Source organism: Sphingobium sp. 22B (genome assembly GCF_001580035.1).
GTDB classification, from domain to species: Bacteria; Pseudomonadota; Alphaproteobacteria; order Sphingomonadales; family Sphingomonadaceae; genus Sphingobium; species Sphingobium fuliginis.
The window spans coordinates 70,111-83,815 of the sequence record NZ_LTAB01000021.1 but is presented as its reverse complement, the minus strand read 5'-3'; the positions used below and the strand labels follow the sequence as shown (position 1 = coordinate 83,815).

At 66.3% G+C, this 13,705-nt stretch carries 12 protein-coding genes; 5 read left to right on the top strand and 7 right to left on the bottom strand.

Features of this window, described 5'->3' with window-relative positions:
* Window positions 1–211: 211 nt before the first annotated feature.
* Window positions 212–1,663, bottom strand: coding sequence for an MFS transporter (locus A0J57_RS17930; protein WP_061938235.1), 1,452 nt, complete (start codon window positions 1,661–1,663; stop codon window positions 212–214).
* On the bottom strand, window positions 1,660–3,528 hold the full coding sequence (locus A0J57_RS17925; protein ID WP_235600899.1) for an NAD(P)/FAD-dependent oxidoreductase: 1,869 nt from the start codon (window positions 3,526–3,528) through the stop codon (window positions 1,660–1,662). The genes A0J57_RS17930 and A0J57_RS17925 overlap by 4 nt, the downstream gene beginning before the upstream one ends.
* A 191-nt stretch (window positions 3,529–3,719) precedes the next feature.
* Here A0J57_RS17925 and A0J57_RS17920 point away from each other — a divergent pair, with 191 nt between their 5' ends.
* The 4 genes from A0J57_RS17920 (at window position 3,720) to A0J57_RS17905 (ending at window position 8,320) form a co-directional block, all read left to right on the top strand.
* The gene (locus A0J57_RS17920) at window positions 3,720–4,196 is read left to right on the top strand and encodes a hypothetical protein (RefSeq protein ID WP_064232706.1); all 477 of its coding nucleotides are present in this window, start codon (window positions 3,720–3,722) and stop codon (window positions 4,194–4,196) included.
* 45 nt (window positions 4,197–4,241) lie between these two features.
* Window positions 4,242–5,666 (top strand): NAD-dependent succinate-semialdehyde dehydrogenase, encoded by a 1,425-nt coding sequence (locus A0J57_RS17915; protein WP_061938228.1) that lies wholly within the window; start codon window positions 4,242–4,244, stop codon window positions 5,664–5,666.
* 86 nt (window positions 5,667–5,752) lie between these two features.
* A complete protein-coding gene (locus tag A0J57_RS17910) occupies window positions 5,753–6,670 on the top strand; it encodes a TauD/TfdA family dioxygenase (protein WP_235600898.1) in 918 nt (305 codons plus the stop codon).
* Window positions 6,671–6,712: 42 nt separating this feature from the next.
* Complete coding sequence (locus A0J57_RS17905; protein ID WP_061938225.1) at window positions 6,713–8,320, top strand: thiamine pyrophosphate-binding protein; 1,608 nt, start codon at window positions 6,713–6,715, stop codon at window positions 8,318–8,320.
* 138 nt (window positions 8,321–8,458) lie between these two features.
* On the opposite strand, the gene A0J57_RS17900 is transcribed toward A0J57_RS17905, so the two are convergent.
* Window positions 8,459–9,208: an SDR family NAD(P)-dependent oxidoreductase gene (locus A0J57_RS17900; protein ID WP_044660638.1), complete on the bottom strand. Its 750-nt coding sequence runs from the start codon at window positions 9,206–9,208 to the stop codon at window positions 8,459–8,461.
* A gap of 123 nt (window positions 9,209–9,331) precedes the next feature.
* Between A0J57_RS17900 and A0J57_RS17895 the strand changes: the two genes are divergently transcribed.
* A complete protein-coding gene (locus A0J57_RS17895) occupies window positions 9,332–9,718 on the top strand; it encodes a carboxymuconolactone decarboxylase family protein (protein WP_044660637.1) in 387 nt (128 codons plus the stop codon).
* Window positions 9,719–9,899: 181 nt separating this feature from the next.
* Here A0J57_RS17895 and A0J57_RS17890 read toward each other — a convergent pair whose 3' ends face one another.
* From A0J57_RS17890 to A0J57_RS17875, 4 genes are all read right to left on the bottom strand, one after another.
* Window positions 9,900–10,877 carry a LacI family DNA-binding transcriptional regulator gene (locus tag A0J57_RS17890; RefSeq protein WP_064232704.1) on the bottom strand — a complete coding sequence of 326 codons (978 nt, stop codon included), beginning with the start codon at window positions 10,875–10,877 and terminating at the stop codon, window positions 9,900–9,902.
* A 175-nt stretch (window positions 10,878–11,052) separates the two neighbouring features.
* Window positions 11,053–11,991, bottom strand: coding sequence for a DUF6282 family protein (locus tag A0J57_RS17885; protein ID WP_061938269.1), 939 nt, complete (start codon window positions 11,989–11,991; stop codon window positions 11,053–11,055).
* Between the two features lie 16 nt (window positions 11,992–12,007).
* Window positions 12,008–12,784 (bottom strand): HpcH/HpaI aldolase/citrate lyase family protein, encoded by a 777-nt coding sequence (locus A0J57_RS17880; protein ID WP_061938219.1) that lies wholly within the window; start codon window positions 12,782–12,784, stop codon window positions 12,008–12,010.
* A gap of 10 nt (window positions 12,785–12,794) precedes the next feature.
* On the bottom strand, window positions 12,795–13,697 hold the full coding sequence (locus A0J57_RS17875; RefSeq protein WP_061938217.1) for a hypothetical protein: 903 nt from the start codon (window positions 13,695–13,697) through the stop codon (window positions 12,795–12,797).
* Window positions 13,698–13,705 lie beyond the last annotated feature (8 nt).

The following is a 13,705-nucleotide window of genomic DNA, read 5'->3' as shown; positions in this document are numbered from 1 at the left end:
GGATTGGGTGCGTTCGGAATAGGCTGGATGACTGATTTTTGGGGTGGAATCAGGACATTCCCCCTCCCGCAGGCGGGAGGGGGTTAGGGGGTGGGCTGGCGCGGCATCAGCGTGAATTTTCAACGGCTAAGCTGGAAGCTCGCTACGCTCGCGCCCACCCCTAACCCCTCCCGTTTACGGGAGGGGAATGTCTTGGATTGGCCAATAGCGCTCATTTCGGCCGGTCCTGCTCCGCACGCGGCACATGGCCGCTCATGGCCGATCCGGCATCCGGGGCGAAGCGCCGGTTCACGAAGAAAGCCGACAGCGAGATCAGGGCCACGACGACCAGTGCGGCGGCAAAATCCTCCCGGTGGGGCGTGGCCGATCCGCGGACGGCCATGCTCGCCTGGATCGCGACGGAGGCGGTGCAGATGCCCAGCGACAGCAGCAATTGCTGGAATGTGGAATAGAGGCTGGACGCACGGCTGATCCGCGCCGCCTCCACGCCTTCATAAGCCACCGTGTTGTAGACCGAGAACTGAAAGGACATGAAAAAGCCCGCCAGCGTCAGGACCGCCATCATCAGCGGCACCGGCCAGTCCGCACGGAACGCCGCCGCCAGCCCGTAGCAGAGCGAGGACAGCAGGCCGTTCACGATCAGGCTGCGCCGGAAGCCCAGACGGCGCAGCACCGGGGAAACGATGGCCTTCGACACCAGCGATCCCACCGCCGTGGCGAGCATGATCGCGCCGCTCACCGCCGCGCTGAAGCCGAATCCCACCTGGAACATCAGCGGCAGCAGGAAGGGCTGCGCGCCCTGGGTGATGCGGGTCAGCGATCCGCCGATCAGCGACAGGCGGAAGGACCGGTCGCGCAGCACGGTGAGGTCCAGCAGCGGATCGGGCCGGCGCGCCGCATGGCGGACATAGGTTCCGGCCATCATGCCCGCGACGGCGAGCAGCAGCAGGGCCTGCCCCAGCCGTCCCGGCTGGCTCGCGCTTTCGCACCCGAGCAGCAGGGTACCGAGGCCGGCGGCGCAGATCAGGAAGCCCGGAATGTCTGCGCGTCCGGGCGCATCGGCGCGGCCATTGTCGATATGGAGGGAGATGGCGGCGATCCCCGCCAGCCCGACCGGCAGGTTGACGTAGAATATCCAGCGCCAGTCCAGATGGGTGACGATCAGCCCGCCTATGGGCGGCCCCAGCATCGGGCCCAGCAGCGCGGGCGTGACCAGCCAGGCGGTCGCTGAAACCAGATCCTGCCTGCGCGTGACGCGCAGCAGGGCGATCCGCCCCACCGGCGTCATCATCGCCCCGCCCGCGCCCTGCACGAAGCGGGCCATGCCCATCTGGGCTGCCGATGTCGAAAAGGCGCAGAGCAGCGAGCCCGCCATGAAGACCAGTATCGCCGCCCGCAATACCGACCGCGCGCCGAACCGGTCGGCCAGCCGGCCGCTCAGCGGGATGAAGGCCGCCACCGCCAGCAGATAGGCGGTCAGGACCAGACCGAGGGCATTGACCGGTTCCCGGAAGTCCCGCGCGATGGTGGGCAGCGCGGTGGTCAGCACGGTCGCGTCGATCTGCTCCATGATCATGGTGCTGGCGACGATCAGCGCGACGACGCGGTAATTGCCCCGGCTGGAACGATCTGCGGATGGAGCGGCCGTGCAGCCGCCGCTCATGCCCCCTGCGATGCCATGAGGCCGTCTTCCGGGAGGCAGAGGGGCGCCCGCATCACGGCTTCGGGCTGGTGGACGGGGGTATCGATCCCCTCCATCCGCGCCTTGATCTGAAGGGCGAGATGCAGCGAGTGGAAGCGCGACTGGGCCAGATTGCCGCCATGGAACCACAGCCCCTCCTGCCGGGTCGGCTTCCACATGTTGCGAAGCTCCCCCTCCCAGGGACCGGGGTCCATGGCGGTGCCCGATCCCAGGCCCCAGCAGCGGCCCACCTTTTCAGCGACCTCCCGGGAGATCAGCATCTCGGCCCAGCCGTCCATCGGGCCGTAGCCGGTCGCGTAGATGATCGCGTCGGTCGCCACCTCGCTGCCGTCGGTCAGCACCAGGCCGCCGGGGGCGATGGAGGCGACGCCGACGCCGCTCCGCACCCTGACCTCTCCGTCGCAGATCAGGTCGGAGCCGCCGACATCGATATAATAGCCCGAGGCGCGGCGCATATATTTGCCCGCTATGGCCGTCCCGTCCTCCCCGAAATCGAACTGGAAGCCGGATGCCGCCAGCCGTTCGTAGAAGGCCGCGTCCTCCCGGCGTATGCGGTCGCAATTATGGCGGTCCATCGCTTCCTTCAGGCGGAAGGGCGTGGATGCGGTGATCAGGTCGGCCCGGTCGGTATCGATCCCTGCCGCGATCCCCTTCTCCGAATAGGGGCCTTCTTCGGAAATGCGGCGCAACGCGCTCGCCTTGATGACGGTGGTGGGCGACCGCTGGATCATCGTGACCTTCGCGTCGTTCGACCAGAGGTCGACGCAAATGTCGTGCGCGGAGTTGTTGGAACCCACGACCACGCAGGCCTTGCCGGCAAAGGCCGCGCCATCCGCATATTGGCTGCTATGGCACTGCACCCCGCGAAAGCTGTCCGCGCCGGGGAAGACGGGCATGTTGGCGATGCCCGACAATCCGGTGGCCAGCACCAGCTGCGCCGGGCGCAGGACCATTTCCCGCCCCGCCCGGTCGACCGTCACCGTCCAGCGTTTCGCGACTTCGTCATAATGCGCCCTGGTGCAGCGGGTGGAGCCCCAGAAGTCCAGTTCCAGCACCCGGGCATACATTTCCAGCCAGTCGCCCATCTTGTCCTTGGCGGTATAGACCGGCCAATGGTCCGGGAACGGGATATAGGGCAGATGGTCGATCCAGACCGGATCGTGCAGGTAGAGCGACTTGTAGCGGCTGCGCCAGGCATCGCCCGGCTTTTCCAGCGCATCGACGATGAGGGTCGGGACGCCGAGCCGCTTCAGCCGCGCGCCCAGCGCCAGCCCGCCCTGGCTGCCGCCGACGACCAGGCAATAGGGCTGCACCTCCGTCCCCAGCGTCCGGGCGGTCGCGGCCCGCGCCTCCGACCAGGTTTCCCGGTCCTTGATGGCGCGATGGACGACGCCCTCCGGCCGGCGACGCCCGCCCGGCTCCTCAAAGCCCTTGAGTTCCTGCAGGGCGGTGAGCAGGGTGAAGCAGCGGCCGTCCTTCAGCCGGACATGGCCCTTGCCCCGGCCCGCGCCGGTCTCGAAATCGAACCAGCCTTCGATCAGCCCGTCCCTTTCGGCGGCGCCGCCTTCCGGGCGCGCGGTGAAGGGGAGGACGGGATCGGCCTGCGCGTCCAGCATTGTACCGATGGCCTCGCGCCCCTCCATCGTCGCGATGTTCCAGGTGAAGGCGACCAGATCGCGCCAATAGCATTCGCCGGGCGCGAAAAGAGCAAGGACGGCGCCGGTGTCGCGGGCAGCCAGCGCGGCCTGAAATCCGTCGAGCCAGTGTTCCAGCGCCCGGTCATGCTGTCCGCTCTTCACCTTCTGCTCCTCTTCCGCCCCGCGCACGGCGGCCCCTCAACCTGCCATCTTCGGTGGCAAAATCCCATCGGCGGAAAAAATAAGTATTCTGGCGCGAGTATAACCAAAGGTGATCGGACAGGGCGTCATGCCCTATTCTATGTTCTTGTGAGAGAGCGGCGGGAAGGCATCCCCGCTGCGACAATAGCGCCGGCAGGGACAGGACGACGGAATTGGCGATGACATCCGAAGAAAAGATCATGCTGACCCAGCTCCTGCTCGCCAATGCGACGGACTATTGGTATGAGGTGGACGTCAATGGCGGTCTGGACACCCGCGACTATTATCTGGAGGACGCCACCTTCTTCAACCTGAAGGGGCGCGAGGCGATCCATCAGTTCTACGTCTGGCGGCAGAGCCGGGGGCCGCGCGTCAACCGCCATGTCATCGCGAATTTCCGCGCCGAGCTGATCGAGCCCGGATTGGCGCGCACGAACAATGTCATGATGCTGTTCGCAGGGGACGGGGTGCCGGTGCTGCCCTCCCACGCGCCGATCCAGATCGCGGAACAGATCGACCATCTGCTGCTGTGCGAGGATGGCCGCTGGCGTTTCCGCACGCGGGAATTCGTCAACCTGTTCAAGAGCGACACGCCGACCACCGTGCCGCCGCGTGCGTGGTATGAGAAATGGAGTCCCGGCAGCCTGAAGGATTGATGCGACGAGTGCGGATGCGGGCGGAATGCGGGCGAAGGACGGTCAGTGAAGCGCGAACAATGTTTCATCGCGGGTGAATGGGTCGGCAATGGAGAGTGGATCGCGGTCGACAATCCGGCGACGGGCGGGATCATCGGCCGCGTTCCGGCGCTGGGGCGGGAGGAGAGCCGACGGGCGATAGGGGCGGCGGCCATGGCCATGCCCGCCTGGGCGGCGCGCCCGGCCGGCGAAAGGGCCGCGATCCTGCAACGCATCGCCGCCCTGATGCTGGAGCGCGCCGACGATCTTGCCGCGCTGCTGACCGAGGAACAGGGCAAGCCGCTGGCGGAGGCGAAGGGCGAGATCGCCTATGCCGCGTCCTTCTTCCAATGGTTCGGGGAGGAAGCGAAGCGCGCCTATGGCGACATCATTCCCGGTCCCATGCCGGACAGGCGCATCATGGTGCTGAAGCAGCCGGTGGGCGTCGTGGCCGCGATCACCCCCTGGAACTTCCCCGCCGCCATGGTCGCGCGCAAACTGGCCCCGGCGCTTGCGGCTGGGTGCGGGGTGGTGCTCAAGCCTTCGGAACTCACGCCCTTCACCGCATTGGCGATAGCGCAGATCGCTGACGAGGCGGGCGTGCCGCGGGGGCTTCTCAACGTCGTGACCGGCGACGCGCGGGAGATCGGGGCCGAAATGACGGGCAATCCCGTGGTCCGCAAGATCAGCTTCACCGGATCGACGGCGGTCGGGCGGCTGCTGATGGAGCAGGCGTCCCGCAGCATCAAGAAACTCAGCCTGGAACTGGGCGGCAACGCGCCCTTCATCGTCTTCGACGACGCCGATCTGGATGCAGCCGTCACGGGCGCGATCCAGTCCAAATATCGCAATGCAGGCCAGACCTGCGTCTGCGCCAACCGCTTCTATGTCCAGGCGGGCGTCTATGACGCCTTTGCCGGGAAGCTGGCCGCCGCCACGGCGAAGCTGCGGGTCGGCGAAGGGACCCGCACCGGCGTGGACATCGGTCCCCTGATCGACGAACGGGCCGTCGCGAAGGTCCAGCGGCACGTTGACGATGCCGTGGCGAAGGGCGCGCAGATCGTGCTGGGCGGCGGCCCCGCCCCCGACGGCCCGCGCTTCTTCACCCCGACGATCCTGCGCGACGTGAAGCCGGGCATGCAGGTGCTGGAGGAGGAGACCTTCGGCCCCCTGGCGCCGCTGGTGAAGTTCGATGACGACGCCGAAGCCATCGCCCTTGCCAATGACAGCGAATTCGGACTGGCCGCCTATTTCTACGCGCGCGACGTCAACCGCATCTGGCGCGCGGCGGAAGGCATCGAATCCGGCATTGTCGGCATCAACACCGGCCTCATTTCGACCGAAGTGGCGCCCTTTGGCGGCGTCAAGCAATCGGGCATCGGCCGGGAGGGGTCGCGTTACGGGCTGGATGATTATCTGGAGCTGAAATATCTCTGCCTGTCTCTTGCTTGAACCGGGGCCGCATTTGTGAGAGACAGGTTTGTGACCGGTACCAAATCGCTTTCGGGGCCAGGGCCCCGCGCAATTGACAGGAGAAGATGATGTCCAGTCATTCGACCATGTTGGACAGGAACGATATGCTGACATGCACGCCGGTCCATCCCCATTTCGCCGCGCGGGCGGAGGGGATCGACCTGCGCCGGCCGCTGACGGAGGAGCAGAAGGCGGCGGTCAAGGGCGCGATGGACCGTTATGGCGTGGTCGTCTTCCCCAACCAGATGATGAGCGACGACGAACAGGCCGCCTTCGCCGAACAGTTCGGCACCATCGAGGAGACGCCGACGCTGGTCGACCAGGAACGGCGCCGCATCGCCAATATGAAGATCAACGACATCTCCAATCTGGGCCCGGACGGCCGGATCTGGGGCGCGGACGACCGGCGGCGCATGTATAATCTGGGCAATCTGCTGTGGCACAGCGACAGCAGCTTCAAGCCGACGCCGGCCTATTGGTCGATGCTCCAGGCCCGCGTCATCCCGCCGGTCGGCGGCGCCACCGAATATATCGACACCCGCGTCGCATGGGACCATCTGCCGGACGAACTCAAGGCCATTGCAAAGGACCTGATCGCCCGTCATTCGCTGATCTATTCCCGCGAGCAGATGGGTTTCGACGCATTCAGCCCGGAGGAGGTCGAACGGTGCACGCCGGTGCCGCAACGGCTGGTGCGGCTGCACAGGGAATCCGGTCGGCTTGCCCTCTACCTCTCCGCCCATATCGGCGCCATCGAGGGCTGGCCCCGTCCCGAAGCCATGGCGCTGATCCGGGAACTCACCGAATTCGCCACCCAGCGCCCGTTCGTCTATGCGCATCAATGGGCGGTCGGGGACCTCGTCATCTGGGACAATCGCTGCACCATGCATCGCGGCACGCGCTATGACGACAAGAAATATCCGCGCGACATGCGCCGGGTGACGCTGGAGGACAGCGCCCCCACTTTGGAACAGCCGATCTGATAAAGCCGATCTGGCAGGGCATGCGCCCGGAAGGAAGACAGAATGACCGTTGGAACGGTAAGCGAGGCCATCGTCGCCCGCCTCGCGGAAAAGGGCGTGCGCTTCATCTTCGGCGTGCCGGGGGGCGAGTGCAATCTGGACTTCATCGCCGCGGCGGAGAAGCAGGGCATGCGCTTCATCCTGACGCGGACGGAGACGTCGGCGGCGATGATGGCCTGCGTCACCGCCGAAATCACCGGAGCGCCCGGCGTGGCGATGACGACGCGGGGGCCGGGCCTTGCCGCCGCCGCCAATGGCGTCGCCTATTCCGATCTGGATCGTGCCGCGATGCTGCTGATCGCGGACGGCTATGAAGACGACCAGGCCTATATCAGCCATCAGCGGATCGACCAGACGGCGATATTGGCGCCGATGCTGCGCGCTTCCTCCAATCTGCGGAACGGCGATCCCATGGCGGAGGTCGACCGGCTGATCGACGCCGCCATGGGCAATCCGCCGGGCCCGGCCTATCTGGAGGTCGCCGGTTCCTTCATCCGCCGCCGGGCCGAAGCGGCGCCCGCCCCCCGTTCCGCGACCCACCTTCCCGCGCCGGGCCCATCCGCGCTGGCGGAGGCGAAGAGGCTGGTCGCCGCGGCCCGCCGACCCATCCTGCTGGCGGGGCTTCAGGCGCGGTCTCCGGATGGAACCGCCGCCTTGCGCGCCTTTGTCGCGGCGACCGGCTGTCCCGTCCTCACCACCTACAAGGCGAAGGGGGTGGTGTCGGAAAATGCGCCGCTCGGGCTGGGCCTCTACGCCAATGGCGTGCCCGAACAGCCGTTGATCGGGTCGGCCGACCTCATCATCCTCTACGGCTTCGATCCGGTCGAGGGACCGCCGCAGCCCTGGCGCTATGGCGCTGTTCCGACGGTCGAACTCACCAACCACGCCTATGAGCATCCGCTGTTCGCGCCGACCGCATCCGTGGTGGGCGACATAGCCGCTTCCATCGCCGCCCTGCACGATGCGACGGACAGCAGCGGGTGGGAGCCGGGAGAGCTGGCGCGGCGCAAGGAAGCATTATGGGCGGCGGCGCAGATTTTCGGCGGCAGCGGCATTTCCCCGGCGGCGCTGGTCCGCGCGGCGCGTCAGGCGGTGCCGGCGGACAGCCGCATCACCATCGACGCGGGCGCGCATATGCTGCCGGTGCTGCATATGTGGCGGTGCGACAAACCCAACCAGTCCCTGATCTCGCGAGGGCTTTCGACCATGGGCTTCGCCATTCCCGCGGCCATCGCCGCCAGCCTGGCCGATCCGGGCCGCACCACCGTGGCCTTCACGGGGGACGGCGGCGCGATGATGTGCCTGGGCGAACTGGGCACCGCCGTGCAGAGCGGCGCGAAGCCCGTCGTCGTCCTGTTCAACGACTCCTGCCTGACATTGATCGGGGCCAAGCAGCGGCGGCGGCAACTGGCTCCGGCGGGGGTGGATTTTTCCCACACCGATTTTGCGCAGGTGGCCGCCGGTTTCGGCTGGCATGCCCGCCGGGTCGATGAGGAAGGCGGGCTGGCCGGAGCCTTCGCCGATGCGCTGGCGAGCGGGCGTCCTGCGCTGATCGACGTGAAGATAGATCCGGCGACCTATGACGATCAGATTCTGGCTATTCGGGGGTAGGAACCGGGCGGTTTGGGTGGGGGCGTGCCTCTAAAGGCTTGGTTTTCCTTTGGGGCACGCCCCCACCCCTCGATCCCCTCCCCTGAAAAGGAGGGGAAGAGCCGACATCGGGGCTGCGATCTGGCCGGACGGCTCTTCTCACCCGGCCAGATAAGCGCCGTCCACCGGGATGATCGCCCCCGAAACATAGCGCGCCGCGTCCGAGGCGAGATAGACCGCCGTTCCTGCAATCTCGTCCGGCTGTCCCTGGCGGCGCAGCGGCGTCCTTGCGAGGATGGCGGCTTCGCGGTCGGCCGTCTTTTCCCGGTCCGGAACCAGCGTGGTTTCGATGAAGCCGGGGGCGATGGCGTTGACCCTGATCCCCTCCCCGCCCCATTCTACTGCCAGCGCCCGGGTCAATTGCATCACCGCGCCCTTGGACGCGGCATAGGCCGCCGCATTGGGCGCGGCGACGAAGGAGCGGATGGAGGCGAGGTTGATCACCGCCCCCCGGGTGGCGCGAAGCTGCGGATGGAAGGCCCGGCACATGTTGAACGGGCCGCCGACATTGATCGCCAGCGTGCGGTCCCACTTTTCCCGCGCGCCCGGCTCATCGATGCGGCCGGGATAGATCACCCCGGCATTGTTCACCAATATGGAGACCGGGCCGACATCCCGCTCCAGCCGCGCCGCCAGCGTTTCGCATGCAGCGGCATCGGAAACGTCCAGACCGAAGGCGGTGGCCTGGCCGCCTGCGCCGGCGATGGCCCGCGCCGCTTCGGCGGCTTCCCCCTCCTGCACGTCGGTCAGCACGACATGGGCGCCCGCTTCGGCCAGCCCCTGTGCAATCGCCCGTCCAATGCCGCGCGCCGCGCCGGTCACAACGGCAATCCTCCCATCCAGCCGCATCCTCGATCCTTCCTGAAAAATAGGGCTTATGTCATGATTTTTATGGTTGTTACCGGTATCGCATCCGCATAGTCTTTCGGCAAGCCCGAATAGCGGTTCAAACCATCGGCAGAGGAGATCATCATGGCAACGGAAGATTATGAGCGCGGACTGGCGTTGCGCAAGGAAGTGCTGGGGGCCGACTATGTCGAACGGTCCTTCGCCAATGCAGACGATTTCAGCCGCCCCATGCAGCAATTGTCGACCGAATATTGCTGGGGCAGGATATGGTGCCGGGAGGGATTGTCCAGGCGCGACCGCAGCCTGCTCAACATCGGCATGATCAGCGCGCTCAACCGGCCCCACGAGCTGAAGCTGCATGTGAAGGCGGCGCTGACCAACGGCCTGTCCCGCGATGAGATACGCGAAGCATTGCTTCAGGTGGCCATTTATTGCGGCGTGCCTGCGGGGCTGGATTCGACGCGGATTGCGCGGGAAGCCTTTGCGGAAGTGGATCAGGCGGCGGAGTGAGGCGCGGGCATTCGGCCCGCCCCGGTGAAAGGTTCGCGGTCCGCCCCTGAAATATCGTGCAGAAAAGCCTGTCCTGGGCCTGTCGAAGGATGGGGCCGGTTTGCTGCCTGAAAGGATGCGGCAACGGAAAACCGGAGCGCGCGCTCTGGAGCAGATCCGATCCGGCTGCTTCGAAAACCCTCTAGGAACTGGCGCGCTGGACGATTTCGAAGCCCAGGTCGATGGTCGTCACCGGCATGGTGCGTTCCTCGATCCGGTCGAGGATCATCTGCGCGCTGCGCCGGCCGATCTCATATCGGGGCAGGCGCAGCGAGGTGATCGCCGGGCTGACGTGGCGCATCAGGTCGAGATCGTCGAAGCTGGCGATGGCGAGCCGGCCGGGCACCGCCCATCCCCGCCTGTCGCATTCCAGCAGCGCGCCGACGGCCAGCACGTCGCCCGCGCAGAACAGCGCGTCGGCGTCCGGCACATTCGCATCGATATAGGAAATGGCCTCCGTCCCGCCGCCGAAACCCCGGGAGACGGCGACCACATGCTTGCGGTCGGATTTCTGCCCGATCTCCGCCAGGGCGTCCTGAAAGCCGCGCTGGCGTTCGGCGGCGCGGGGATTGGCGGCCAGCCCGGCGAAGACGATCCGCCTGTAGCCGAGCCGCGCCAGGTGCAGCGTCATCGCCTTGGCGGCGGCGCGGTTGGAATAGCTGACCACCATGTCGACCGGATCGACCGGGAAATCGCCATTCTCCACCACCGGCGTGTCCGACGCCTTCAGCATCCTGACCGCCGTGGGCGAATGGTTGGTCGAATGCAGGATCAGCCCGCCCACGCGCTGCGCCAGGAAGGCGGCGATCACCTGCTCCTCATCCTCCGGATCGTCGGAGCTTTCGGCCACCATCAGATGATAGCCGAGCGGACGAAGCACGTCCGATATGCCCTTCACCGTCTGGGAGAAGATGGAGTTTTCCAGGCTGGGCAGGACGAGGCCGATGACGTTGGAGCGGCGCGACGACAGGCTGCGCGCCAGATGGTTGTGGACATAGCCCAGTTCCTGCACCGCCTCCAGCACGCGATTGCGCAGCGTTTCATTGACGGATTCCGGGCTGTTCAGCGCACGCGACACCGTCATGCGGGAGACCTGCGCGCGTTCCGCGACGTCGCGCATCCGGATCGTCCCATTGGCTTTCTTCGATACCGGCAAGTGGCTCCTCGTTTCGCATCGTTTCATGCGGAGGGATGCACTCCGCAGATGGAAGCTCGTTACCGTAACTTGGCGGGGCGTGCCATGATAATCTGACGGCGTGCGCGGTCCCCCGCGCCGCGCAGGCCGTCAGTCCCCTTCAATCCTCCAGGCCCAGCAGCCGCAGCGCGTTGGTCGAGATCATCTTGCGGATGTCCTCGTCCGAATAGCCAAGGCCGATGCAGTTGCGGATCACGCCCCGGAAGCCGTCGACCGGGCGGTCGTTGCCCACCTGTCCCAGGTCGGACGCCAATATGGTGCGGTCGACCGTCCCCGCCCTGATCAGCGCGTCCAGCTCCTCCGGCGGGAACATCGCCTGTTCGCGGCCGATCATCTGGATGAACATGCACAGCGAATGTTCGATATAGGCGCCCATCGTCACCAACTGCCTGATGTCGTCCAGCGAGGCGCCGATGATGAAGGTGGGGTGATTGACCAGCAGCCGCCTGACGCCGCGCTTCCGCGCTTCCTCGAACACCGGGAAGATTTCGGAGATATGGAGGTGGCCGCCGGACAGGATCACGTCATGTTCCGCGATGATGTCGAGTATCTCCTTCACCTCGTCCTTCAGCGCGCCGTTGGCGTCGAGCGGCGTCAGCGGATCGGGCGGCAGCAGCGGCTTGCTGGTGTGGGGGAAGCCCTTTTTCCGCTTCTGGTCCGCCTCGACATGGTTCTTCGAGGCGAAGGTCGGCATCCACACCAGCCGGGCGCCCAGGGCAATGCCGTGATCGACGGCATATTTGTTGAAGCCGCCGGTGGTGTTGTTGAGCGGCACGCCCGAAAACAACTGCACCTTCAAATGGCCGTGCGTCCGGTTGAGCAGTTCGGTGATCGGCGTGGCGGAATAATAATGATCCTTGATCAGCATGGCGCGGAAGCCCGCGTCCGCCGCATCCTGCAACGCCTCCATATGGTCGAGCGACCGGGGCATGACCGACGGGCCGCTATGGCAATGCATGTCGACCGCGCCGACCAGCAGGCTGGAAATCCGATCCTCCAACGCCTGATCCGCGACATTTTCGTCCAATAGTGAAACCATGTTCGCCTCTTCGCTTTCAGCGCCCCAGCGCATTTCTCGTGTCGTCCATCAATCTGCGCGCCGCATGCGCGAACAGCGTCGTGTCGGCGCTGATCATGACGAAGGAATAGCCTGCCTCGCGGCAGCGCACCGCTTCCTCCGGCGTCTGCACGGCGGTGCCGCAGGGCACGCCCTTCGCCCTGGCGGCCGCCAGCACCTTCGCCTCCAGCCCGCGCAGGGTCGGGTGCGATCCGGGCAGGCCCGAACTCAGCGCCAGATCCCCGAAGCCGATGAACACGGCATTGAGCGCGGGGGCGGCCAATATGCCGTCGATCTGCTCCAATGCGCCCATATCCTCGATCTGCACGCCGCGCATGACATGGTTGCGCCCCCGCTCCAGATAGTCGGCCGCGCTGTCCAGCCCCCAGCGGGCCGCCCGCGAGGTATAGCCCATGCCCCGCGACCCCAGTGGCGGGAAGGCCATGGCCGCCGTCACGTCCGCCGAGATCTCCGGCGTCTCCACCCGGGGGACCAGCAGCCCGTCTATGCCCGCGTCGAGCAGCCTCTGGACCGCGCCGCCGCTGCGGTCCGGCAGGCGGGCCATCGCATAAAGCCCCACCGCCTGCGCCGTGGCGATGGCCTGATAAGCCGACTGGAAGCTGTGCGGCGCATGTTCCATGTCCACCACGGCGAAGTCGAAACCGGCATGGCCGATCAGTTCGACCGTCTCCAGCGAGGGAATCTTCGCCCAGGTGCCGACAAGGAATGCGTCCTTCGCCTTCAGCCGATCGATCAAGCTTGGTTTGCGATCCAAAATATCCCTCCTATTGCGCCGGCATCGGATAGTCGCTCTCGTTCAGCACCCATCCGGGCTTCAGCGAGAAGTCGAGGCGCGGCGGCGCGAAGATGTCGACCAGTTGATTGACGTCCGAATGCCAGGTGGAGGTGTGGATCACCTGCGCCGGGATCACCGTCACCGATGGCGAGTCCACCGCGGCATGGACATCGTCATGCCATTTGTTCATGTCCACGGCCCAGGGCCAGCGCATATGGTGCCGCCATTCCCCCTCCAGCGCGAGCGAACATTGTTCGAAATCGTCATGATGGTGCGGCGACACCCTGGTGAGATCGCGCGGCCCCTTCTGCCTGTTGGGGATGTTGAGCATGATCGTGGTGCAACGCCAGATGCGGCCGAACCGGCCGCCTTCGACCGGCACGTCGAGCGAATAGTGGCGGACCCTGTACCCGTCGGGCGGTTCCGGCCATGGCCGGAAGGGCGGGATGTTCGCATGCCGATCCGCATAGGCGTCCGCATTGGGGCATTTCGCCACCAGATCGGGCGACTGGGCGGAGAAGATGCGGACGACGCGCCCGCCCTTCTCCAGCACCAGCCGGCTGTCCCCCGGCGGCATGACGAACAGCGCATATCCCCCGCTCCGTTCGGTCCGGTCCCCTGCGGCGGCGATGGCGGGGGTGTCTTCATCGGGCAGCAGGACCATATATTCGTCCGCCTGCCCGGTCCGTTCGAAGATCGCGCCGGGCAGCGCCTCGCTATAGGCGATGACGAAATTCTGCCCCCGCACATACCAGCTTTTGCCGCGGGCATCCTCCTCCACCGGCGGATCGCGGTAGAACAGGCCATATTCCGCGTCGTAGAGCCGGTCCACCGGCGCGGCCCCGGCGGGCGAGCCAGCCAGTGTCGAACGAAGGTCGGTCTTGTCGTACATCGATTACC

Coding starts and splice junctions, on each gene's coding strand:
- A0J57_RS17900 (WP_044660638.1), bottom strand. CDS start 9,208: ATGCGGCTGGATGGGAGGATTGCCGTTGTGACCGGCGCGGCGCGCGGC.
- A0J57_RS17890 (WP_064232704.1), bottom strand. CDS start 10,877: ATGCGCGACGTCGCGGAACGCGCGCAGGTCTCCCGCATGACGGTGTCG.
- A0J57_RS17920 (WP_064232706.1), top strand. CDS start 3,720: ATGACATCCGAAGAAAAGATCATGCTGACCCAGCTCCTGCTCGCCAAT.
- A0J57_RS17905 (WP_061938225.1), top strand. CDS start 6,713: ATGACCGTTGGAACGGTAAGCGAGGCCATCGTCGCCCGCCTCGCGGAA.
- A0J57_RS17910 (WP_235600898.1), top strand. CDS start 5,753: ATGATGTCCAGTCATTCGACCATGTTGGACAGGAACGATATGCTGACA.
- A0J57_RS17885 (WP_061938269.1), bottom strand. CDS start 11,991: ATGGTTTCACTATTGGACGAAAATGTCGCGGATCAGGCGTTGGAGGAT.
- A0J57_RS17875 (WP_061938217.1), bottom strand. CDS start 13,697: ATGTACGACAAGACCGACCTTCGTTCGACACTGGCTGGCTCGCCCGCC.
- A0J57_RS17895 (WP_044660637.1), top strand. CDS start 9,332: ATGGCAACGGAAGATTATGAGCGCGGACTGGCGTTGCGCAAGGAAGTG.
- A0J57_RS17930 (WP_061938235.1), bottom strand. CDS start 1,663: ATGAGCGGCGGCTGCACGGCCGCTCCATCCGCAGATCGTTCCAGCCGG.